Genomic DNA, 21,115 nt, shown 5'->3' on the forward strand with positions numbered 1-21,115 from the left:
CGCAAGCGGCCCAGCGCCCGGCGTCGTGCGATCGTCTGACGCCAGTTCGACGCCCGATAGCCCGCTGGCGATTTCACTTCCGGTCTGCTTCGCCCATCTATAAGGGGGCGGACGTTCACCGACCACGTGTGAGGGCGTTTCGCCCTCGCTTGTCACACGCTCCACCTGGGATCGCGTCGGGGTCGCCCGACCGACCGTACGACTGTTCGGCGCGGGGCGGGGACCCCGCCGCCGGACGTTCGCTTTCACTTCACAGCAGCGACGACGCCACCACCGAGCGATCGGGTCGGACTGGTCGCGACGCCGCCAGCGGTGCCTGCGTGCCGTCGTTCACTCCAGTTGCTCGAATCGCCGACGCGCGACGTCGTGTCGCTCCACGAGTCGCTCGCCGACCTCTGGTTTCGCGGTCCAGTAGACGATCTGCCAGCCCGCGTCGGCCAGCGACCGAAGTGCGTCGAAGCCCGCGGCGAGCCGGTCCGGGTCCGCCGGGAGTAGTGGATCGTCGAGCAGGAGGAATCCCGGCTCGCCGGGCAGGAGTCGGTCGGCGAGCCCGATCCGCGCGGCGAGGTAGAGCTGGTCCGTGGTCCCGCGGCTGAGATCGCGCGGCGTCAGCGTGGTGCCGTCGGCCGCGTCGACGACGAGCGTCTCGTCGCTGGGATCGTAGCGAACGCCCTCGTAGCGGCCGTCGGTGATCGACGCGAACGTGCGGGCGGCCGTGCTCTCGTCGCCGAACAGCGCCGCGAGCTTGGCTTCCTCGTCGGCCCGGACGTCCTCCAGGGCGGCCACGGCCACCCGCGAGACGTCGGCGTCGCGCTCGATCTCCGCGACGAACGACTCGAGCGCTCGCGCCGTCGCAGCGAGCCCAGCGACCGATCGCGCGGCGAGTCCGATCGGCTCGTCGCGGAATCGGCCGGTCGGGAGCCGGCCCAGCTCGTCGGCGAACCGGTCGACGGTGGCCTCGTGGTCGTCGAGTCGGTTCCGTAGCTCCGTGCGCCGGTCTTCCAGCTCCGCGACCGTCGACTCGAGCCGGTCGCGCTCCTCGGGATCGAACGCCTCGGCGTCGACGGCGGGCGCGTCGACGTCGTCGCGGAGCGCTGCCAGTTCGTCCGCCCAGTAGTCGATCCGCTCGTCGATGGCCGGCGATTCCCGGTCCGGTTCGCCGAACCGCTCGGCGAGGCTGGCCATCGCCTCGCGACGGTCCGCGAGGAGGGACTCGGCGTCGGCGACGGCCGCCCGGTAGCGCTCGACGTCCGGAACGCCGGCCTCCCGCAGGAGCTCGCGACGCTCCGAGCGCAGCGTTCGACGGCGCTCGATCGCGTCCTCGCGTTCTGCTTCGACGTCGTCCAGGCGGCGCTCCGCGAGTTCGCGATCCTGCTCCAGCGAGTCGAGTCGGTCGGTCAGCCGGTCGCGTTCGTCCCGGAGATCGCGGATCGCCGGGGCGATCGCCTCGGCGGTCTCGGTGTCGATCCCTGCGTCGCGAGCCGCTGCGAGGAGGGACTCGCGCTCGCGCTGGGCCCGCCGCTGCGCTCGGTGGCGAGACAGCGTCCACGCGCCGCCCAGCACGGCGAGTGCCGTTAGACCGAGTGCGGCCGGGAGCACGCCCGCGATCGCCGCTGCACCCGCGCCGAGTGCGCCGGCGATCGCGACGCCAGCACCGAGGTGGACCGATTTGCCGTCGGCGCCGACGGGTACCGTCTCGCGGTAGCGTTCCAGACGGTCCTCGACGGCGTCGAGTTCCGCGAGCCGATCCGCGAGCGTCCCGCGCTCGGCTGCGAGGTCCTCGATCTGGCCGTCGAGGCGCTGTCGCTCCGCCCGCAGTTCGTCCCGGCGTTCCTCGACAGCGTCGAGGTCGTCGGCGATCCGATCGAGCTCCCCGTCGATGCTCTCGAGCCGATCGAGGCCAGCCTCGGTGGCGTCCCGGTCCGCGAGTGTTGCCGTCGCCTCCCGAACGGTCTCGAGCTGGGCGGAGAGGCGCTCGTACGTCGCCAGGGCCTCCGCCGCCTGCTGTCGTTCGAGGGCCTCCCGGGCGCGCTCGAGTTCGGTCGCGACCTCCACGCGTTCGCGCTCGGCGGATTCGACGCCCGACGCGCGGCAGTCGGTGACGTAGGTATCGATGCGCTCCGCGAGGTCGGCGGCCTCGTCACGGACTTCCCTGACGTTGCCGTGCTCGTCGGCCCGGGCGAGGTTGAGGGTCGTTGGCGTCAGCCGGCCCGCATCGACCACCGCCTTCCGGAGCGCGTCGATTTCGGCGGTGTGGAGGTCCGCGAGGCGCCTGGCCGTCGCGTCGTAGAACTCGTGTTCGTCGTCGAGGCGGAGGTCGGCGTCCCGGACGACGAACACGTTGCGGAGCTGACGGGGCGTGCAGTCGGTCACGTCGCCCAACGTGGTCCCGTCCCCGAGGACGTGCTCGTCGACGCTCCTCGGACCGCCCGCGGCCGTAGCGTCGCTCGTATCGCCAGCTCGGGCGACTGCGGGCTCGGCACCGCCGGTTTCGAGGACTGCGTGGCCGACGGGCTGCTCCTCGACCCGGCCCACGTCCGGCAGCACGTCGACGGCGTCGGGCGAGCACAGCCGGAGGATGGCGTCGAGCAACAGCGTCTTCCCGGACTCGTTCGGGCCGTAGCAGACCTCCAGCCCACCGTCGAACTCGTGTTCGATGCCCGAGAGCGGGCCGTAGCGATCGACGCGAACGGACTGGAGCTTCACGGCCGCCCACCTCCCGCGAGCCAGCGCCCCCGCAACCGAGGGACGGCAGTTCGACCCGTCACGTCAGCTCACCCTCGGCGGCGAGATCGGCCATCGCTGCGAGCAGTCGCTCGCGAGCCGCCTCGGCCAGCCGATCCGGATCGGCGTGGTGCTCGGCCGCGGTCGCTGCCGTTTCGGCGTCGAGACGCGCGTCGAACTCCCGGTAGATCGGGTGCTCGAGCAGCTGGGATACCGACCGGGTCCGGTTCTCGAAGGGCACGTCGCCAGCGGCCTCGGCCAGCGACTCGGCGAAAACGGCCTCGTCGCGATCGACGAACCCCTCGACGGTGATTCGCGCCTCGACCGTCGGCGCCGGAGTGCCCGCCGACCCTGCCGAGGTAGCGGCTGTGCCGCCCGCGTCGCGCTCCGCCCACGTCTCGACCTGCTCGCGGACGGTGGCGAGCGCGTCGTCTGCCTCGCCGGGACGAACGGTGATCTCGAGGTCGTCGTAGTGGAAGCTCTCCAGCGGTTCGAGTCGCACCGGCCGGGCGGCCTCGGTCGCGTCGGCGGCGTTGACAGTCTCGCCAGCATCGGCTACGTCTGTCGCCTCAGCAGCGTCGGCCACCTCGGCTGCGTCAGTCGGGTCGGCTGCGTTGGCCGCGGCGGCCACGTCGATCGCGTTGGCCACCTCGGCCGACTCGGCAGCGTCGGCCACCTCGGCCGCGTCGGTAGGGTCGGCCACGTCGTGGTCGACGATCGCGATGGACCGGCGGCCGGTCTCGGCTCGCGTGACGGAGGCCGGCGTGCCGGGGTAGACGAAGGTGCCGGCGTGACCGGATTCCGCAGGCAACTCGACGCGGTTCGCGCCGTGGTAGTGGCCAGCGAGTACGACGTCGAACGACAGCGCCCCGAGCTCGCTCCGGGAGACTGGCGCGTACCGGGTCGCGGCCTCCTCGCCTGCACCCGCATCCCCCGCACCGCCGGCCGCGCTCGGTGCTTCGAGGCTGCAGTGAACCAGGAGACAGTCCAGCCCGTCGAAGGCGTCCCGGTTCCCGAGCGCGACCAGCAGGTCGTCCGATAGCGTCGGCGTGTAGGGGACGCAGGTGAGCCGCACCGAACCGTCGGCGATCGTGAACTGTTCGAAGGGGTCCGCGGTCGCGGGCCGGATCGCAGGCCCGAAGAACGCGTCGCCGGCGAACGCGTCGCGGTCGTGGTTTCCCGGGATGACGACGACGGGGAACGTGCGATCCGAAAAGAGGGTCCGGAGTTCCGGACGGAGCCGCTCGGCGGCACCCTCGTCCTCGAAGAGGTCGCCGCCGATCGTCACAGCGTCGGCATCGATCGCCTCAGCGCGCTCGAGCACCGCTTCGAGCGCGGCGCGTCGCTCCGGCGCGTCCGGGTGGAGGTGGACGTCGGCGGTGTGGACGAGCCGTGGCATTGCAAGGACGTGATCGCCCGACGACAAAGGGATTCGGGTCGTAACGGACGGGAATGTGGTGACTGGGAGCGTCGAGCGGTGGTCGCGTGCGGAGACACCCGATCCCTACACGTCCCGCCACGCACCGGCGAAGCGCTGGAGGGCGGTGAAGTGGCCGACGATCGCGAAGAAGACGAGCAGCCAGCCGACGATCGTCAGGGATTCGATCGCGTCCGGGTAGGCGGCCGTCGCGACCGCGGCGACGCCGACGAGCACCAGCCGGTCGGCACGGCCGATGAGCCCGCCGTATTCCCGGCCCAGGCCGACGGCCTGGATCTGCGTGCCAAGATAGGAGGTCATCAGGACGCCCGTCACGGCCAGCAGGCCGAGCGCGTACCGCTCGATCCCCGCCGCGATGCCGGCGATCAGGACGATGTCGGCGTAGCGATCGAGCACGTGATCGAGCAGGTCGCCGGCGGGCGAGGCGACGTCGAGTCGCCGCGCGAGCGCGCCGTCGACGAGGTCCAGCCAGCCGCTGACGGCGACGAGCAGCCCGCCGGCGACGAAGTACAGCGGCTCCTCGCCCGCGGCGACGAAACTGCCCGCTGCGACGACCGCGACGAGGAAGGCGAGCACGCTCACGCCGTTGGGTGTCAGTCCGACGCGGGCAGCGGCGGTGACGAACGGCGAGAGGCCCTTGTCGGCGAGCGGGCGGAGCCGATCCAGCGTCATGGGTCGAGGGCAGCACCGCGGGCACAAATAGCCTGTGAGTCCAGAACCCCGTCTCCGCTATCGCGAGCGCATCGATCGGCGACATTCGTCGGGGCGGTTCGGCTCCCGATGCCGCCGTCAGAACGCCGAAATCCGGGGGCAGCGCCGCCGGTGCTGGAAACCCCCGGGCTTATACGGCTCCCGGTCCTTCGAGTGTCCAATGAGCCAGTCCGACACGGACGTCGTCCGGCTGTTCGGCGGGCCGGGAAGCGGGAAGACCACGGCCCTGCTGGACCGCGTCGAGGACATCATCGAGGACGACGACGTCGACGTCAAGGACGTGCTCGTCGTTTCCTACACCCGGGCCGCCGCGGCGGAGATCCGCGAGCGACTCGCAGAGCGGATCGACGAGACGCCCCGCTCCCTCCAGGGCAACGTCTGTACGATGCACGCGAAGGCGTACGAGCTCCTCAACCTCTCTCGCGGCGACGTCGTCGGCGAGTCCGACAAAGAGGAGTTCTGCGAGGAGTTCGGGCTGGAGTTCGAGGACGAACACAGCGGTGCCGGCCGACGCACCGCGCGATCGACGACGATCGGGAACAAGATCATCGCGACGAGTCAGTGGCTCCAGCGAACCCGCCGTGACGTCGCCGACTGGTACGACGTTCCCTTCCAGTGGGACGAGGAGGAGGTGCGACTGCCGCCAGAGATCGACCCGAACGCCCAGGAGGGGAACAAGTACACCCCGACGTGGCCGACCAGCGACGACCGGATCGACGTCCCCGAGGCGATCCGGGGCTGGCGGGCCTACAAGGGCGAGCACGAGCTCACCGGCTTCGCCGACATGCTCGAACGCGTGAAGCAGCGGTCGCTCCAGCCCGGCGTCGACTTCCTCGTCATCGACGAGTTTCAGGACATCACGACGCTGCAGTACGACGTCTACGAGGAGTGGAAACCCCACGTCGAGCGGGTGCTGATCGCCGGCGACGACGACCAGGTCGTCTACTCCTGGCAGGGCGCCGATCCCGCACTCTTGCTCGACGAGGAAGTCGACGACGACAACGTCCTGCCGAACTCCTACCGGCTTCCTTCGAAGGTGCTCAACGCGGTCAACCGCGAGATCAGCCACATCGAGAAGCGCCAGGAGAAGGACCTCGAACCGCGCAAGGAAGGGGGCGACGTGATCCCGATGGACTCGCCCTCGATGCTCGATCTCGTGCGGGAGATCCGCCGGACCGTCCAGGAAGAGGGCGACGAGTCGGTGATGCTGCTGTTCCGGGCGCGCTACCAGATGTTCAGATTCATCGACGAGTTCATCGACGAAGGAATCCCCTTCGGCGTGATGACCGACCAGCGGATGTGGACCGACCGCCTCGGGCAGTTCGTCGACGCGATCGAGGCCGTTGAAGCCGGCGAACCGCTCACCGCACTCGAAGCGCGTCGCCTGGCGGACATGCTCGCCGACTCCGCCTTCGGCTCCAACGAGCGCGACGACCTCTTCGACGCCATCGACGACCGCCAGGAGGAGCTGGAGATCGACGACCTCGCGGAGATCGATGTCGACCCCGAGTTCGTCACGGACCACGTTCCCTTCATGCCCGGTCCCGCCTCCGCGGCGGACATGTCCCGGAAGATCACGAGCTTCCAGACCGAGAGCATGAAGGCCTACTTCGCGGGCGACTACCAGACCATCGCACGCGACCGCGTCCGCGTCGGCACGATCCACTCCGCGAAGGGTCGCGAGGCCGACCACGTGTTCCTCGGGACAGACCTCACTGAGAAGGTCGTCGAGCAGATGGCCGCGACCGTCGAGGATCCGACGGACGTCGAGGGCTGTGAGGAGTTCACCAAGACGACGAACCCGGTACCCATTCTCACCGACAACGAACGGCGCGTGTTCTACGTCGGAATGAGCCGGGCCCGGGAGCGTCTCGTCATCATGGAGAACCTCGTCGGCGGCGCGCCGACGCTGCCGATCGACGTGCTCCTGACGAACGCGCCCAGCGACCGTGACGTCGAGGAGCTGCTCGACGAGGCGAAAGAGCCGGTCCAGGCCGACTAATCCGCACAGAGGTCGATTTTCTATGTTCACCGGCATCGTCGAAGGCGTCGGCGAGGTCACCGATCGTACGGAGACTGACGATGGACTTCGCCTCCGCATCACCGCCGACTGGCTCGACGTTCCCGACCGCGGCGCGAGCGTGAGCGTCAGCGGCTGCTGTCTCACCGTCGAGGACGCGGGGGACGGATGGTTCGAGACGTTCCTCGCCGAGGAGACCCGAGCCGTCACCTCGCTGGAGGACCTCGCCGTCGGCGACCACGTCAACCTCGAACGCGCGATGCCCGCCGATGGGCGCTTCGACGGCCACGTCGTGCAGGGCCACGTCGACGACACCGTCGCAATCCACCGAATCGAGTCCGCTGGCGAGGACTGGCGCTACACGTTCGACCTTCCAGACGAGGACCGCTACGTAGTCCACAAGGGCTCGATCACGCTCGACGGCATCAGCCTCACCGTCGCCGCGATCGACGCCGACGATGGCACGTTCGACGTCGCGATCATCCCCGAGACGTACGAGGAGACGACGCTCTCGGCTCGCGAGCCCGGCGACGCGGTGAACGTCGAGTACGACGTGATTGCGAAGTACGTCGAGTCGATGGTCGAGCGTTGATCGCCGGTAGCCTGACAGGGCCGTATCGTGAGGCCCAAACCAGCCTTCGTTACGGATCGAACTCCGTCAGCTCAGGGGTGGGATCCGGCGGCGTGGCGCCAGCGTCGTACTCGTCGTACGCCCGCCGGTAGCGCCGCAGCTTCCTGTAGAGGTAGTAGCCGACGATCGACTGGAAGCCGATCACGTACAGTGCAACGCTCACCAACCGAGAGACCGGGAGCGCCGTCGAGAGGGCGTTCGATCCGGGGCCGACGGTGAGGTTGTAGGTGCCGTGGAATACGGCGGCGACGATGAGCCCTTTCGCGATGATCGGCCCAGCGCGGTCGGCGTTGAACTTCGCGAGGCCAAGGTAGTAGCCGGCGATCGCCGAGTAGAGCACGTGGCCCGGACCGGCGATCGCACGCGAGGCGGTGATGCCGCCGAGATCGCCCTGGGAACTCGACGCGAGACCGCCCTCTGACTGGATGAGGTCGGTGATGTAGATCGCGTTCTCGATCGTCGCGAAGCCGAGCCCGGCGACGGCGCCGTACACCGCGCCGTCGATCACGGCGTCGAAGCGCTCGTCGGGGTAGGCGTAGAGCCTGACCGCGAGCAGCTTGACGGACTCCTCGACGGGCCCCACGACGAGGTAGAAGAAGATCGCGATCGCGACGACGTCGCCGAACTGTTCCGCGACGACCCCGAGACCGCCCCGTGCCACGGTGTTAATCACCGCGGCGAACCCGGCGACGACGGTTGCGAGCAAAAACGTGATCGCGAGCAGGCCGATCGGTTCGCCGCTCGTCACGTCGGCGTAGCGGAGGTACGCCGCGATCGCCAGCGCCGGCAGGACCGACATCACGACGAGCCAGCTGACGATCGGTTCGAGGACCAGATCCAGGCCGGAGATGCCGACGATCGCGACCGTGATCGCGATGGCGGTGAGGACCACGAGCCACTTCGAGCCCGTGACGACGCCGGCGTAGACCTGCACGGCGATTCGATCCAGCCGCGATCGGGGCTCCCAGTCGGTTACCTCGTAGATCGCTTCGCCGTCGGCGGCGCGTTCGACCGGATCCGGTTCGCCCATGGGCCCTACGTAGCCACGACGAGTGAAAGGCGTTGGTGCTCGGACAGTCACTCCACTGGCAGCTGCCCCACGAGCGACCGATGAGGGAGTCGAGCGGGCAAGTGCCGACTCGGTGTGGAATCGAGTCCCCGCACGAGCTACCGACTGCCGAGGATGGCACGTTCTTTGTAGCCGGCGCCCGATGCCGCGGGTATGCACTTCGACCAGCGAACTCAGCGGGCGCTTCGGGACCTCGGACTCGACGACGAGGAGCTCGGCGAGGCCGCCGAGAGCGTGGCGGCGCTCGTCGAAGCCGACGCCGTCGTCCTCGAGGAGTTCTTCGCCGACCACGACACCGTCTACTCGGACATGGACCAGGCACACTCCGCATCGGAGTACCCCCAGCACGACGTCGATCACCTCGACACCTACACGCACGCCGACGAGCTCCGGGGCTGGCTGCGCTTCGAGAGCTGGGGCGTCTACGTCGAGGACGGCCGCGTGCTCGCCGAGGACCTCGTCGAACTCACGCTCGGGCCGACCGTCCACGACCGAGTGCGCTTTGCGCCCGAGCGGGAGCGCCTCGAATGAGGAGCGCCCGCCCCGGACGGATCGTTCGGGCACGTCGACGCGGTGACGACGACAGCAAAGAGGTGCGCCGATGAGCAGCGTCCAGCTCCGTGGCATCTACACGACCGCGCTCACGCGGCTGCTCCTCGACGGCGGCTACGAGGTCGTCGAGGCCTCGGACCCGATCGAGCGCCGCTTCGACGCGACGTTCGGGACCACGGCGCCCGCCGCGACGATCGACGCGACGCGCGACCGCCAGGGCGTCCAGCTCTCGGGGGAGCCCGCCGTCGTCGCCGACCTCCGGGAGACGATCGCCAACGTGGGCATCGACGCCCTCGACTGGCCGGACCCGGCACCGATCGGGAGCGTCAGCAACGCCGAAGTCACCGGGACGCGGGGCGGCGGTGCGATCCTCGACCTCCCCGGTGGCGCGACCGGCTACCTGCCCTTCGACGACGTCGACGGCTACGTCGACGCCGGCGATCGGCTCCGCGTGCAGGTCACAGATCCGACGCCTCCCTGGACGGAGTACGACTCCCGCGTCTCGACGGAGATCCGGATCGAGGATCCCGGTGGCCTGCTCCGCCTCGTCCGCGGTGACGATGGCGTCCGCGCGAACGTGCGCGATGACGACGCGACCGCGCTTGCCCGGACAACGGAGCTCCTCGACCTCGAACTGCCCGACGGCTGGGGCCTGCGGTGGCAGCGAGCGGCGGTCGATGCAGCCCTCGACGCCCGCGGCGACGCCCTGGAAGACGCACTCGTGCGAGTTGAATCGGTCGAGAACGCGCTCGCCGACGCGCCGGATCCGGAGGACGAGGCACCGCGATCGATCGTCACGCCATCCACGTCGGACCGCGCGACGGCGTGGATCTGGTTCGGCCGTGAGAGTCGGTTCGCGCTCGACGACCGCCGGCGCACAGTGACCACGACGATTCCCGGCCACCACCGGATCAAGGCCGCCGACGGGAGCGCGAGTGCGGGCGTCGATCTGGCAGAAGCGCTGGTAGGCGAAACAGCAGTTGGGGAGGACGCCACGTTCCCCTTCGACGCCGTCACGAGACAGTTCGGCCCGACGAGGGGCGATCGGCTCGCGATCCACCACGGGAAACCCGACGGCCGAAAACTCGTGCTCGGCTCCGGCGAGGTCACCGAGTACGACCCCGAGGGATCGCTCACCGTCCGCCGGGAAATCTCGAGTTCCGGCGAGTACGACGGGCTCGGGACCGATCGCGAGCCCGGTGACGTCGCGATCACCAAACTCGAGGAGGGCCGCTGGTGGTACCCGACGGCGTACCGCGGCGAGGACGGCCAGCGCAAGGGAACCTACGTCAACGTCTGTACCCCAGTAGAGCTGTTCCCCGACGCCGCACGGTACGTGGACCTCCACGTCGACGTGATCGACCCGCCGGAGGGCGAGGTGTACGTCGTCGACGAGGACGAACTCGACGGCGCCGTGGAGGCTGGCCACGTGAGCGAGGCACTGGCCGAGCGAGCGAGAGGGACGGCCGAACGCGTGCGCCAGGCGCTGGCGGAGTGACCGCTCGCCGAGATGCGAGGTCAGTCACGGGACTCCGTCGTGGGGTCGGGCACGGGCGCGTCGGCAGCATAATCGTCATCGTCGGGACCGGCCCTACCGGATTCGCCACCGCCGCTCGAATTCTCACCGTGCTTGCCATCGAACTCGTCGTCGACGACCGCTCGGTCGGGGAGGGCGGTGTCGGGCTCTCGGCCGATCGTGAGGATGCGCTCGGTGAGCGTTAGCTCCTCCGAGGTCGGGCTCTCCTTCTCGATGCCCTGGTACTCGACGGCTATGCCCTCCGACTCCGCGGCGATGCGGACGACCGAGAGCTGATAGGCGGGGTAGAACACCGGCGGGAGGATACCGATGACGCCGTCCCGCCGGTAGAGTCGCTTGAGCCACGTACCCGTGTTGACGAGCAGTCGTCCGTCGACCGATCGCATGGAGGGGCGGTGAGTGTGACCGTAACAGAAGATGGCCGTCTCCGGGCGATCCTCGAACACCTCGCGAGCGGCCGACTCGTAGGGAACGCCGGTGTCGACCGTGAGGTCGGTCTCGAAGACGCCAAACCGCGCTATCGTCCGTTTGATGTCACGCCGAATGAGATACAGTGGCACGCCAACGAGCAACAGGAGTCCCGCCACGACCACGTTGATCGCGAGGGTGAACCAGATGAGGGTGCCGGCGCGTCCGAACTGGCCGAGGAACGCGGTGACGCCGTCGACGGGAATCGACGAGACGCCGAGTAGCTCGAGTCCCGCGAGAACCGCGAGCAGCGCGCTGACGTTGAACAGGAGGAGGAAGGGAACCAGCGCGTAGCGCAGCAGTGGATGCATCTCGCGGTAGAAGTACTTCGATAGCAACCAGATCGGCAGCCGCTCGGTCGGCGTGACCGCCTGGACGTCCCGCAGCCAGTTGAAGCGCCCGCGATCGGAGAGCTGGCCCGCCCGGCTGGTGACTCGCGTGTTGTAGTAGTAGCCGAGCGGGGTGGCGTTGGGATCGCCCCACGCGTCGATCCGGTTGTTGGAATCCTGCTGGTGGCCGTGTTCGAAGTGGATCACTCGATCGCCGATCAGTCGCGTCGTCGACACCGACTGGACGAGGTCGACGTTGTACTCAGCCAGGCGATCGACGTACTCGTCGTAGGCCGACAGCTCGTGGTCGTGGTTGCCGGGAACGAGCGTAATCGGGACGTTCTCGCCCGTCGCGCGCAACTGCTCTAACAGCGCCGGGTAGCGCTCCTCTATCGCGTCGAACTTCGCCATTCCCTCGACCGTAGTGAACTCCCAGAGTCCGAACGCGTCGCCGTTGATCACGAGTTCGGCGTTCTCGTCGGTCGCCTCGAGTTCCCGGAGGAAGTCCAGGAGTTCCTCGAGGAAGGGGACGTCTTCGAGTTGCTCGTCACCCCCAATGTGGAGATCGCTGATCACGTAGTAGACACGATCGCTCGCGTCTCCAGCCATTGCACGCACACCGGATCGCGGCGGGAAAGCCCTTGTCCCCGAACTCCGGAGCGTCGGCGATCCGTCGACGACGCGATCGTCATCAGCTGAGCGGGCAATCCGATCGCACTCGACTCGAACGAAGAAAAAGGCTGGCTAGAACGAGGATTTGATCTTCTGCAGGAAGCTCTGGTCGACCTCGATCTCCTCGCCGCCAGCCTCGGCGAAGGCTTCGAGCGCCTCCCGCTGGTCCTCGTTGAGCGACTCCGGCGTGACGACCTGGATCGTGACGTAGAGGTCGCCCTCGCCGCGGCGGCGGAGCCGGGGCATCCCTTCGCCGGCGAGCCGGAACTCCTCGCCGCTCTGGGTGCCGGCGGGAACCTCGAGTTCGGTCTCGCCGTCGATGGTGGGGACGGAGACGGTGTCGCCGAAGACGACCTGCGGGAAGGTGACGCCCTTGTGGTAGCGGAGGTCGTCGCCGTCGCGCTCGAAGTCGGGGTGATCGGCGATCTGGACGTCGATCAGCAGATCGCCGTTGGGGCCTTGCGTGGGGCTGGGCGCGCCCTCGCGCTCCATCCGGAGCGTCTGCCCCTCCTCGATGCCGGCGGGGATGTCGACGGAGAGGGTCGTCTCCTCGCGGACGACGCCCTCGCCGCGGCACTCGCTACAGGTCTCGTCGTAGACCTCGCCGCTGCCCCCACAGCGCCCGCAGGTGCCGGTCTGCTGGACGCGGCCGAAGGGCGTCTGCTGGACCTGCTGGACCTGGCCGCGGCCGTTACACTCCGGGCAGGTTTCGGGCTCGCTGTCGGGTGGATGGCCCTCGCCGTCGCACTTCCCGCAGTGCGTCGGACGCTCGACGGTCATCTGCTTCTCGACGCCGTGGTAGGCCTCCTCGAGGTCGATCTCGAGGCCGGTTCGGAGATCGGAGCCCTGCCGACGCCGGCTGCCGCCACCGCGACCGCCGCCACCGCCGAAGAACTGCTCGAAGATGTCCTCGACGCTGCCGAACCCCTGCCCGCCGCCGGCGGCGCCGCCGAAGGGGCCCTGTCCCCCGCCCGCGGCGCCGCCGAACGGTCCCTGGCCGCCCATGCCGCCGCGGCCCTCGTCGAAGCCGCCGCGTTTCTCGGCCTCGACGAACCGCTCGTGGCCGAGCTGGTCGTAGGCCTGGCGTTTCTCCTCGTCCGTGAGGACCTCCTTGGCCTTCTTGGCTTTCTTGAACTTCTCCTCGGCGTCGGGGTCGTCGGAGACGTCGGGGTGGTACTCGGCGGCCTTCTTCCGGTAGGCCTGCTGGATCTCGTCCTCGTCTGCGTCCCGCGAGACACCGAGAACGTCGTAGAAGTCCTCGCTCATCAGTTAGCGTTGGATAGTCCGTTGAGCTACTTGAAAAGCCCGGCATCGGTCTGCGGGGCCTATGCGGGGCACGAGACCGCGAACGGCCGCGCCACTGAAGGAACCAGGAGGACGGACCCCCGCAGACCTGCGGGACACCGTTTACGTACCTGACGACCGAACACGCCAGTATGCCATCGACAGGCGATCAGGCCCCCACGTTCACCGCGACGATCGGAACGAGCGACCACGAGCCGTTCGACCTCGACGACCACCTCGGCGACGGCCCCGTCGTTCTCGCGTTCTTCCCGGGCGCCTTCACGCCGCCGTGCACCAACGAGATGGTGGCCCTCCAGGAGCACCTCGAGGGGTTCCAGGACGCCGGCGCGACGATCTTCGGCGTCAGCGCCGACTCCCCGTTCTCACAGGGCGCCTTCCGCGAGGAGCACGGCCTCGAGTTCGACCTCGTCAGCGACATGGCCCGGGAGGCCATCGGTGCCTACGACGTCGAGATCGACATCGGGGACCTCGGCCTCCACGGGGTCGCGAACCGGTCGGTGTTCGTCGTCGACGAGGACGGCACGATCGCCTACGCCTGGGAGGCCGACGACCCGACGAACGAACCGGACTACGACGAGCTACTCGACGCGGTCGCGTCGGCCTAAAGAATCCCAGCAGCTCCGTCCTGCACCGTCGAGCGGGAACGACTCCCGTCACGGCGACGGTCAGTAGCCGAACCGTTACTCCGTATCCGGACGGAGCGCAGCGTCCTCGTAGCAGCCCTCCGGCGGCGCGACCAGCCGACCGACGCCGGCCGCACCGACGAGCTTCACGACGTCGCCGGCGACGAAGGGGAACAGCCCCATCGTGAGCAGCTCCCAGGCGCCGACCGATCCGCCCGAGATCACCGTCGACCAGACGAACAGCCAGGGCAGCCCGACGACGTAGACGAGCGCGTTCGCGATCCCGAGGACGCCGAGTAGCGCCGGCAACTGCTCGCGGACGTGGAACCGATCGACGACGTACCCGACGAACAGCGTCGAGACGAACATGCCAACGAGGTAGCCGCCGGTCGGCCCGGCGAGGTGGCCAAAGCCAGCGCCCATCGACTGGAACCACGGGACGCCGAGCGCGCCGCCCCCAACGTAGAGCCCCTGGCTGAGGCCGCCGTAGCGTGCGCCCAGCACGAGCCCGGCGAGCAGGAACGCGAACGTCTGGAGCGTGATCGGAACCGGCGTGAACCACAGCGGGATCCGGATCTGTGCGGCCAGTCCCGTCAGGGCGGCGAACCCGCCGACGAGCAGGAGCGTCTCGAGGACGTCCGCCTCGCGCCGATACTGATAGAGCTGGCTGCCGGCCGTTCTCGATCGTCGGAGGGAACTCCGGGCGACCGACGTGACGGCGAGTGACATAGAGGAACCTCTACTCGGGAGCGGGCAAGAATCCACCGGATCCAGAGATCTCAGGGCCCGGTCGGTGAGCAGTTCGCCTCGAGCCAGTCCAGCTGTGCGGCGAGTTCCGTCCGGCGCTGGCGTTTGATCACGGTCGCGTCGAGGATCCCGCCGACGAGCGGGACGTCCATCGCGAACTCGGTGGTGGCGGTGACCTCCGTGCCCGAGGGATCGGCCTCGGTATCGTCGTCAGGGGCATCGGTATCGCCGTCCACCGCGTCCGTCTCGACGTCAACGCCGTCGGCCCCGTCGTCCGCGGCGACGACCTCGTCACTGGCGTCGACCGGTTCGATCGCGTAGCTCGTCACCATCTCCTCGAAGATCCCCTCGCGTTGCTCGTAGGCGAGGGCGGCCCCGGGCTCGTCGACCAGTTCGAGGACGAGTTCGATCTCGGCGATCCCGACGAGGTTGGCGACGTGCATCGCGTCGCCGTCGACGTCAACCTCGTCGAAGCCGGCGGCGAGCATGAACGGCTCCAGGTCGTCCATCGCGTCGGCGACCGTCCCGGGCTGTGCGTCGATCGTGCGCGTGAGCGTGACTGATTGCATGACTGGACGTACCTCAGGGGGACTCCGTCGGTGACTCCTCGACGACCTCGCCAGTGCGGCGAGGGCTGAGCGATCCGAAGACGATGCGATCGATCGGCTGTGGGCTGTGCCGGACAAGGACGAGCACGACGTTCGCGAGGAACGCCAGGATCGCGAGCAACACGAGCCCGCCTGCGACCGAGACGACGGCCTGGGAGAGCGCCAGCAGCTCCCAGGCGACCAGCCCGGCGGTCCCGGTCACGAGCAGTGTGCCGTCGATCGCCGCGATCCGGTCGTCGTAGAGGTCGTCGATCATCGGCACCGGCTCGAACCCGAGCTCGTCGCTGTAGCGGTGGACCCAGACGACGAAGGGGACGATGTGATAGAGCGTCCCCAGCACGACGAATCCGACGACGCCGAGGAAGAGCAGGTGCGCGCTGCCTGCAGCGCCAAACCGGTGATCGATCGCCGTGGGGTCGGCCAGCCACGCCGGCGCGGCCAGCAGCGCCCAGCTCGCGAGCGCGACCACGACGACCGCGTAGCGGGTGTGCATCGGCGTCCGAGCGACCTGCATCTCGTAGAGCTTCCGCCCGAGCACCGTCGCGAACGCCAGCGCGGCGACGACGATCAGCAGGCCGCCGAGCCGCGCGATCGGGACGGCCTCGAACAGCCGACCGCCCGCCAGGAGCACGACGCCGAGCGGATGGCCGACCTCCTCGATCGGCCGCAGCCGGTGGTCGATCCCGTGGAGCTCCGTCTGGGTGAACATCGTTCCGAGCTGGTAGAGCGCGCCGTAGATCGTGGTCAACACGGCGCCGAAGACGGCGATCGTCGCGTGAGCGCCGACGACGCCGATTCGAGTGACCGGGCGGTCCGCGAGGAGCGGATGTGTGAAGTCCGCTGCCAGCACGACGCCCAGCAGCGTCAACGCGACGAAGAACCCCAGCGAGAGCGCAAAGTGCCGCTCGGTGACATCGAGTTCCTCGACGGTCGCGAGCGTCCGGCCGACGTTGTAGACGAACGTCCAGAAGCCGGCGAGCATGGCCATGCCGGCGACGGCGAGCAGCTCGAGTTCGACGGTCAGGAGCCCCGCGACGAACGCGAGCAGACCGACCACGACCAGCACGAGCTGCACGTTCGCGAGTCGCCGGGAGTGGAGCTTCGTTCCCGACCAGACCGGCACGAACTGCGTCATCGCGCCCATGATCGTCACGCAGACCCAGCCGACGAGCAGGAGGTGAACGTGGGCGAGTCCGGCCATCCCGTCGATCGCGTCGGCGGCGTGTCCCATACCCAGGAGCGTGCCAGCCAGGAGGAACCCCAGACCGACGACGAAGTGCCGGAGCGGCACCGTCATAGGCGGTTGCTGGGACGTGTCGACGCCGCCGGGAATCGCGCCCATGTGAGCGGGTTGGCTTCCGGCGATCCTCACGTTGTGCCCGAAAATATTCGCTGTCACGTCCATCGGCGCTGTCACGACCATCGGCGGCATCGGCATTCCCATGGACGAGGGATCGACCGTGGAGCGATTGCGGGATCTCAGTCGGCGCCGACGGGCTGGAGAGTACCGACGGGATCGCGCTCGGTTCCGAGGTGTTCCTTGACGAGGTGCTCCTCCGCACGGTGGAGCACCTCGCTGCAGGTCGAGGCGGCGAGATCCATCTCCGCAGCCAGCTCCGTGAGCGTGATCCGCCGGGGCGTGTCGTAGTAGCCCCGATCCCGTGCGGCCTCCAGGAGGCGGCGCTGGCGGTCCGTGAGCAAGGGGTCCTCGGTCTCGGGCTCCTCGGTCACCCGCTCGAGCGTGTAGCCGATCCCGAGCTTGTCGAGTGCGTTGCCCAGCGCGGAGAGGCGCTCCCGCGGGGTCGTGGTCGCGAGCTGGAGCGACCCGTCCTGGACCTCGAACGGCGTCTCGAGTGGGACCCCCGAGCGCTGGAGCGCCGTCAGGAGGACCGCCACCTTCGACTCGAACTGGATGCGGCAGTGGTCGGTGCCGGTCTCGAACACCGTGAGCGTCGTGACGGGCTCACAGTCGCGCATGGCCTCGACGACGGCCGGTGCGTCCTCGCCGAGCACTTCGAGCCGGACGACGCCGGTGTCCTCGTCGGCCGTCGCGGCGAGCACGCGAAAGCGCGTCTCGGGGTGCGTTCGCGATAATCGTCCGATCCAGACTGCCTCGGGAATCGTGATGGTGAGTTCGGCGTATGGCATTGGTGGATGACGGGCGCCCGCTTCGAAACCAGGGCCCGCTGCTACACCCATATTTTAGGACTGCCTAAAAGGAACTTGGCGCGAACACGTTCGCGTCGGATTTTTATGTGCAATCGATCACCCGTTGCGCGGCAGTTTCACCGGTTCCCGGCCCCGAAGCGCTTCGGCCGGAGCGTTATCGGCGAGCCCCGCCTGTGTCGAACCGACATGTCACCGGAGCTCGACTGCAGGGAGACGGCGGCGGACGCCGTCGGGGATCGAATCCACGAAACGCTCGACGAGACGGACCAGGGCGACGCCATCGACGTACTGGCGGACCGAAACGTCGAGGCAACCCTCATCCGCTACCAGATCGATCGAGGGGCCGAACTCGACCGGGACTACGAAACCGTCGGCCCCGACGTCTGGAAGCTCACCGTCACCCACGCGGGGCCAGTCGCCGAGGGCGAGCATCCCGCCTTCGACGCACGGCACCTGCCACCCCAGCAACGCCACAGCACGCTGACCGCTGCCTTCGACGAGCTGGACGTCGGCGAGGGGTTCCGCCTGGTCAACGACCACGACCCCAAACCGCTCTACCACGAACTGAACTCCACGCGCGGGGACGTCGTCGGCTGGGACTACCGCTCGAAGGACGGCGGCGAGTGGATCGTCGAGATCACCAAGACGGGAGCGGCCGCCGCGGGCGACGACGACGTCGTCACGCGCTTCGACGTCCGGGAAATTCCAAAGCGGGAGCGCCACCCCACGATTCACCATCGCTACGGAATGCTCCCCGAGGGCGGCACCATGGAGCTGATCGCTCCCCACGTCCCGCGGCCGCTCCAGCGGGAGTTCCGCCAGCGCTACGGCGACGACTTCGAGTGGTCGATCGTCGAGGAGGAGCCAGGCCGCTGCACCGTCCAGGTCACGAAGCCTGAGGCAGTTCCTGGCGACGGCGAGACGTCAGGGAGCGGGATCGACGAGGCGTCGGAGAGCGGGACCGACGAGCCGTCGGCGCAGGGCAACGGTGCGGGCTGTGGTCACCACGGCGACCACGAACGCGAGCACCACGACCACGGCCACGAGCACGATCATGCCATGGACGCCGACGGCGCGAACGCACCGGCGGACGCGGGCGCCGAGTCCGATCGCTCGCTTGAGATCACCGAAGAGCTCGACGTCCGGGACCGGCCGCCGGCCCAGCGCCACCAGGCGATCTTCGAGGCCTACGCCGATCTCGATGGCGGCGAGGGGTTCGTCCTCGTCAACGATCACGATCCCAAGCCGCTCTACCACCAGTTCGACGCCGAGGCCGGCCCGGAGTTCCGGTGGGAATACCGCCAGCAGGAACCCGGCGAATTCCGCGTGCTCGTCGGGAAGGCCGAGGGCGTGGAGACTGGCGAGGACGTCGAAGCCACCGACGGCGGCACCGAAGCGCCGTTCTGAACCACCACCTCATTTTGGGCTGTGCGCGGCCGTCCCGACTGGGCCGCCGTTTTCGGTTACGACCGCCGTTCTCGACAGAGGCCGTCCTTCTCGACAGCGGCCGCAGTTCTCGAAGACGTTCGGGGTGAGGCCGTTGCTGCTGGGGCCGCTTCCTCCTGTATGGCCGCAGGAACCCGAACCGCCACGACCTGCGAGTGCCGACACCCCGAGACCTGCGTGGACCGGCAGGTCGGGCGCTACCTCGTCGCGATCTACTGGGCCGCGCTGGACGGCGACGGCCGCGCCCGGACTGGCGACGTCAGCGATCGGGTCGACGTCAGCCCGGCGACCGTCACCGAGACCTTCGAGCGCCTCGCGAACGACGGGTTCGTCGACTACGAGAAGCACCGCGGCGTCGAACTCACCGAGCGCGGCGTCGTCGTCGCGAGCGACCTCGCGGGCCGGGCGTGCACCGTCAGCCGATTCTTCGAGTCGGAGCTCGACGTCGCGATCCCGGCGACTGCGGGCTACCGGATCGGCTACGTGCTGCCGGAGGAGGCGATCGATCGACTCGACGCGCTCGTCCCCGAACCGAGCGCGTGCTGTCACGACGCGGAGCGCGATCCGGCCGACTGTCCGGTAGCGTAGCTCGGTGCTGGAGCGAACGAGGCTCCCTGACGGAACTGCGAAACAAAGAAGCGACGGAGGAGACCGACGCAGTCTCTCCACTCTCAGAACGGTGCGTCCTGGCTCCCGCGGCTGTTCGACTGCGCCATCTCGTTGCGCTCCATCGGGGTCGAGCCGACCTCGGGCGCGTCCTCCGGCTCGACGGTCACGTCACCGGTTCGCTGGAAGGCCGCCTCGATCTCCGCGAGCTGCTCGTTGATCGCCTCCGACTGGTGGTGGAGCGGTGCCGCGCGAACCCGGACGAGGTCGTACTCGTGGCGATCGGCGAGGCCGTTCCACGCCCGGAACGAGCCGATCGTAAGGGTGTGCGTCTGCGGGCAGAAGGGCGTCGTCGGCGTGAACTCCGCGCGCAGGACCGAGGGGTCGTCGGCCTCACGGGCGTAGCGATAGCCAGCCCCGGTGTGGCGCGTGTCGAGGTTCAGCCGGGCGAGGTTGTAGTTGAACGTCATGTCGTAGACCTTCCGCTCCTCGAAGACCTCCCTGGTGAGCCGGTGAAAGGCGAGGTGGTCGTCGCCGGTCAGGAGCGTCTGGTCGGCGAGGAACTCGTCGGCGTCCGGCAGATGTTCCGGAACGAACTCGTCGTAGCCGTTGAACAGCGAATCGTCGTCGCTGCCAAACGGCGAAGGGAAGCCGGCCATATCTCCGTGTACGACGCGGCGGTCCCTATCGACCGTCCCGGATATATTCGGCCACACGCGCGACCGATCGTCGGAGAATATCTTCGGGAGAACCGTTTCCGGCTCCCGAACCAAACGATCGGTATGGTCGATACCGACGACATTCTCGCGAACACTGGGGCACCGATCGATCGACCGAGAGAGACACTCGACGCCCGCGACCTTCCACCGCCCCAGCCGCTCACGAACTCCCTCGAGTTACTCGCCGACCTCGACGACGACACCGTTCTCGTCCAGCGCAACGACCGCGCTCCACAGCACCTCTACCCCAAGCTCGACGATCGCGGCTACGAGTACGAGACCCTCGACGTCGAAAACGAGGTCGTTACCGTCGTCTGGCGGGACTGACGCACGACAGGCACCGACGGAAAACCGCCGTCGAGGAGAGAACGCGATCGGTACGCGGGGGACGCTATTCTTTCGTGATCTCGACGTGCCACTCGTCCTCGTCGACGTGCTCCGTCTCGTGGTCGAAGCCGCGCTGTTCGAGCACGTCGTATAGCGGCACCGGCTCGAAGCTGTTGATCAGGAGGAGCGTCTCGCCGGGGGCGAGGTCGTCCATCGCTGCCGTGATCGCACCGAAGGGCTCGCCGTCGATCTCTCGGGCGTCCAGTCGGTCGGCGACGTCTGAGGCGGACATCGAGTAACAGTCGGGTCGGGAGGTGGGTGACCGTTGCTCCGAACGTGTTCGACGCATCGAACTCGGTTCGGCGATCTCGACGCCGGGGCGATTCGGGGGCGATGCAGTGGCTCCCCGGCAGC

Annotated in this window: 20 protein-coding genes; 8 read left to right on the forward strand and 12 right to left on the reverse strand. The window is 68.7% G+C overall.

From position 1 onward, the window contains the following. Positions 1–330: 330 nt before the first annotated feature. The 3 genes from ACZ5KP_RS03825 to ACZ5KP_RS03835 all read right to left on the reverse strand — a co-directional run bounded on the left by ACZ5KP_RS03825 (position 331) and on the right by ACZ5KP_RS03835 (position 4,834). The gene (locus ACZ5KP_RS03825; protein WP_460920065.1) at positions 331–2,706 is read right to left on the reverse strand and encodes an ATP-binding protein; all 2,376 of its coding nucleotides are present in this window, start codon (positions 2,704–2,706) and stop codon (positions 331–333) included. Positions 2,707–2,764: 58 nt separating this feature from the next. Then, a complete protein-coding gene (locus tag ACZ5KP_RS03830; RefSeq protein ID WP_460920067.1) occupies positions 2,765–4,123 on the reverse strand; it encodes a metallophosphoesterase family protein in 1,359 nt (452 codons plus the stop codon). 105 nt (positions 4,124–4,228) lie between these two features. Continuing rightward, positions 4,229–4,834: a CDP-alcohol phosphatidyltransferase family protein gene (locus ACZ5KP_RS03835; protein ID WP_460920069.1), complete on the reverse strand. Its 606-nt coding sequence runs from the start codon at positions 4,832–4,834 to the stop codon at positions 4,229–4,231. A gap of 199 nt (positions 4,835–5,033) precedes the next feature. On the opposite strand from ACZ5KP_RS03835, the gene ACZ5KP_RS03840 reads away from it, so the two are divergent. Continuing rightward, the gene (locus ACZ5KP_RS03840; RefSeq protein WP_460920071.1) at positions 5,034–6,875 is read left to right on the forward strand and encodes a UvrD-helicase domain-containing protein; all 1,842 of its coding nucleotides are present in this window, start codon (positions 5,034–5,036) and stop codon (positions 6,873–6,875) included. Positions 6,876–6,897: 22 nt separating this feature from the next. Then, positions 6,898–7,485 (forward strand): riboflavin synthase, encoded by a 588-nt coding sequence (locus ACZ5KP_RS03845; RefSeq protein ID WP_460920073.1) that lies wholly within the window; start codon positions 6,898–6,900, stop codon positions 7,483–7,485. 49 nt (positions 7,486–7,534) lie between these two features. Here the strand turns inward: ACZ5KP_RS03845 and ACZ5KP_RS03850 are convergent, their stop codons facing one another. Further along, complete coding sequence (locus tag ACZ5KP_RS03850; protein ID WP_460920075.1) at positions 7,535–8,554, reverse strand: PrsW family intramembrane metalloprotease; 1,020 nt, start codon at positions 8,552–8,554, stop codon at positions 7,535–7,537. Positions 8,555–8,746: 192 nt separating this feature from the next. Here ACZ5KP_RS03850 and ACZ5KP_RS03855 point away from each other — a divergent pair, with 192 nt between their 5' ends. Then, positions 8,747–9,124 carry a DUF7532 family protein gene (locus ACZ5KP_RS03855; protein ID WP_460920077.1) on the forward strand — a complete coding sequence of 126 codons (378 nt, stop codon included), beginning with the start codon at positions 8,747–8,749 and terminating at the stop codon, positions 9,122–9,124. Between the two features lie 70 nt (positions 9,125–9,194). Then, the gene (locus ACZ5KP_RS03860) at positions 9,195–10,643 is read left to right on the forward strand and encodes a ribonuclease FAU-1 family protein (RefSeq protein WP_460920079.1); all 1,449 of its coding nucleotides are present in this window, start codon (positions 9,195–9,197) and stop codon (positions 10,641–10,643) included. Between the two features lie 20 nt (positions 10,644–10,663). On the opposite strand, the gene ACZ5KP_RS03865 is transcribed toward ACZ5KP_RS03860, so the two are convergent. Continuing rightward, complete coding sequence (locus tag ACZ5KP_RS03865) at positions 10,664–12,088, reverse strand: metallophosphoesterase (protein WP_460920081.1); 1,425 nt, start codon at positions 12,086–12,088, stop codon at positions 10,664–10,666. Positions 12,089–12,223: 135 nt separating this feature from the next. Then, a complete protein-coding gene (gene dnaJ, locus ACZ5KP_RS03870; protein ID WP_460920083.1) occupies positions 12,224–13,417 on the reverse strand; it encodes a molecular chaperone DnaJ in 1,194 nt (397 codons plus the stop codon). A 170-nt stretch (positions 13,418–13,587) separates the two neighbouring features. Between dnaJ and ACZ5KP_RS03875 the strand changes: the two genes are divergently transcribed. Continuing rightward, positions 13,588–14,061 (forward strand): redoxin domain-containing protein, encoded by a 474-nt coding sequence (locus tag ACZ5KP_RS03875; RefSeq protein WP_460920085.1) that lies wholly within the window; start codon positions 13,588–13,590, stop codon positions 14,059–14,061. A 75-nt stretch (positions 14,062–14,136) separates the two neighbouring features. Here the strand turns inward: ACZ5KP_RS03875 and ACZ5KP_RS03880 are convergent, their stop codons facing one another. The 4 genes from ACZ5KP_RS03880 to ACZ5KP_RS03895 all read right to left on the reverse strand — a co-directional run bounded on the left by ACZ5KP_RS03880 (position 14,137) and on the right by ACZ5KP_RS03895 (position 17,582). Beyond that, the gene (locus ACZ5KP_RS03880) at positions 14,137–14,808 is read right to left on the reverse strand and encodes a biotin transporter BioY (RefSeq protein ID WP_460920087.1); all 672 of its coding nucleotides are present in this window, start codon (positions 14,806–14,808) and stop codon (positions 14,137–14,139) included. A 50-nt stretch (positions 14,809–14,858) separates the two neighbouring features. Next, entirely contained in the window at positions 14,859–15,395 is a 537-nt protein-coding gene (locus tag ACZ5KP_RS03885) for an SRPBCC family protein (protein ID WP_460920089.1), read from the reverse strand. A 13-nt stretch (positions 15,396–15,408) separates the two neighbouring features. After that, positions 15,409–16,776 carry a hypothetical protein gene (locus ACZ5KP_RS03890; RefSeq protein ID WP_460920091.1) on the reverse strand — a complete coding sequence of 456 codons (1,368 nt, stop codon included), beginning with the start codon at positions 16,774–16,776 and terminating at the stop codon, positions 15,409–15,411. A gap of 137 nt (positions 16,777–16,913) precedes the next feature. After that, positions 16,914–17,582 (reverse strand): helix-turn-helix domain-containing protein, encoded by a 669-nt coding sequence (locus ACZ5KP_RS03895; protein WP_460920093.1) that lies wholly within the window; start codon positions 17,580–17,582, stop codon positions 16,914–16,916. Positions 17,583–17,789: 207 nt separating this feature from the next. Between ACZ5KP_RS03895 and ACZ5KP_RS03900 the strand changes: the two genes are divergently transcribed. After that, positions 17,790–19,010: a DUF2249 domain-containing protein gene (locus ACZ5KP_RS03900; protein WP_460920095.1), complete on the forward strand. Its 1,221-nt coding sequence runs from the start codon at positions 17,790–17,792 to the stop codon at positions 19,008–19,010. Positions 19,011–19,169: 159 nt separating this feature from the next. Then, complete coding sequence (locus tag ACZ5KP_RS03905; protein WP_460920097.1) at positions 19,170–19,637, forward strand: metal-dependent transcriptional regulator; 468 nt, start codon at positions 19,170–19,172, stop codon at positions 19,635–19,637. A gap of 83 nt (positions 19,638–19,720) precedes the next feature. Here the strand turns inward: ACZ5KP_RS03905 and ACZ5KP_RS03910 are convergent, their stop codons facing one another. Further along, positions 19,721–20,314 (reverse strand): hypothetical protein, encoded by a 594-nt coding sequence (locus ACZ5KP_RS03910; RefSeq protein ID WP_460920099.1) that lies wholly within the window; start codon positions 20,312–20,314, stop codon positions 19,721–19,723. Positions 20,315–20,437: 123 nt separating this feature from the next. Here ACZ5KP_RS03910 and ACZ5KP_RS03915 point away from each other — a divergent pair, with 123 nt between their 5' ends. Further along, a complete protein-coding gene (locus ACZ5KP_RS03915) occupies positions 20,438–20,701 on the forward strand; it encodes a DUF2249 domain-containing protein (RefSeq protein WP_460920101.1) in 264 nt (87 codons plus the stop codon). A gap of 64 nt (positions 20,702–20,765) precedes the next feature. On the opposite strand, the gene ACZ5KP_RS03920 is transcribed toward ACZ5KP_RS03915, so the two are convergent. Beyond that, on the reverse strand, positions 20,766–20,993 hold the full coding sequence (locus tag ACZ5KP_RS03920) for a DUF2249 domain-containing protein (protein WP_460920102.1): 228 nt from the start codon (positions 20,991–20,993) through the stop codon (positions 20,766–20,768). Between the last annotated feature and the right edge of the window lie 122 nt (positions 20,994–21,115).

Source organism: Salinarchaeum chitinilyticum (genome assembly GCF_055390775.1).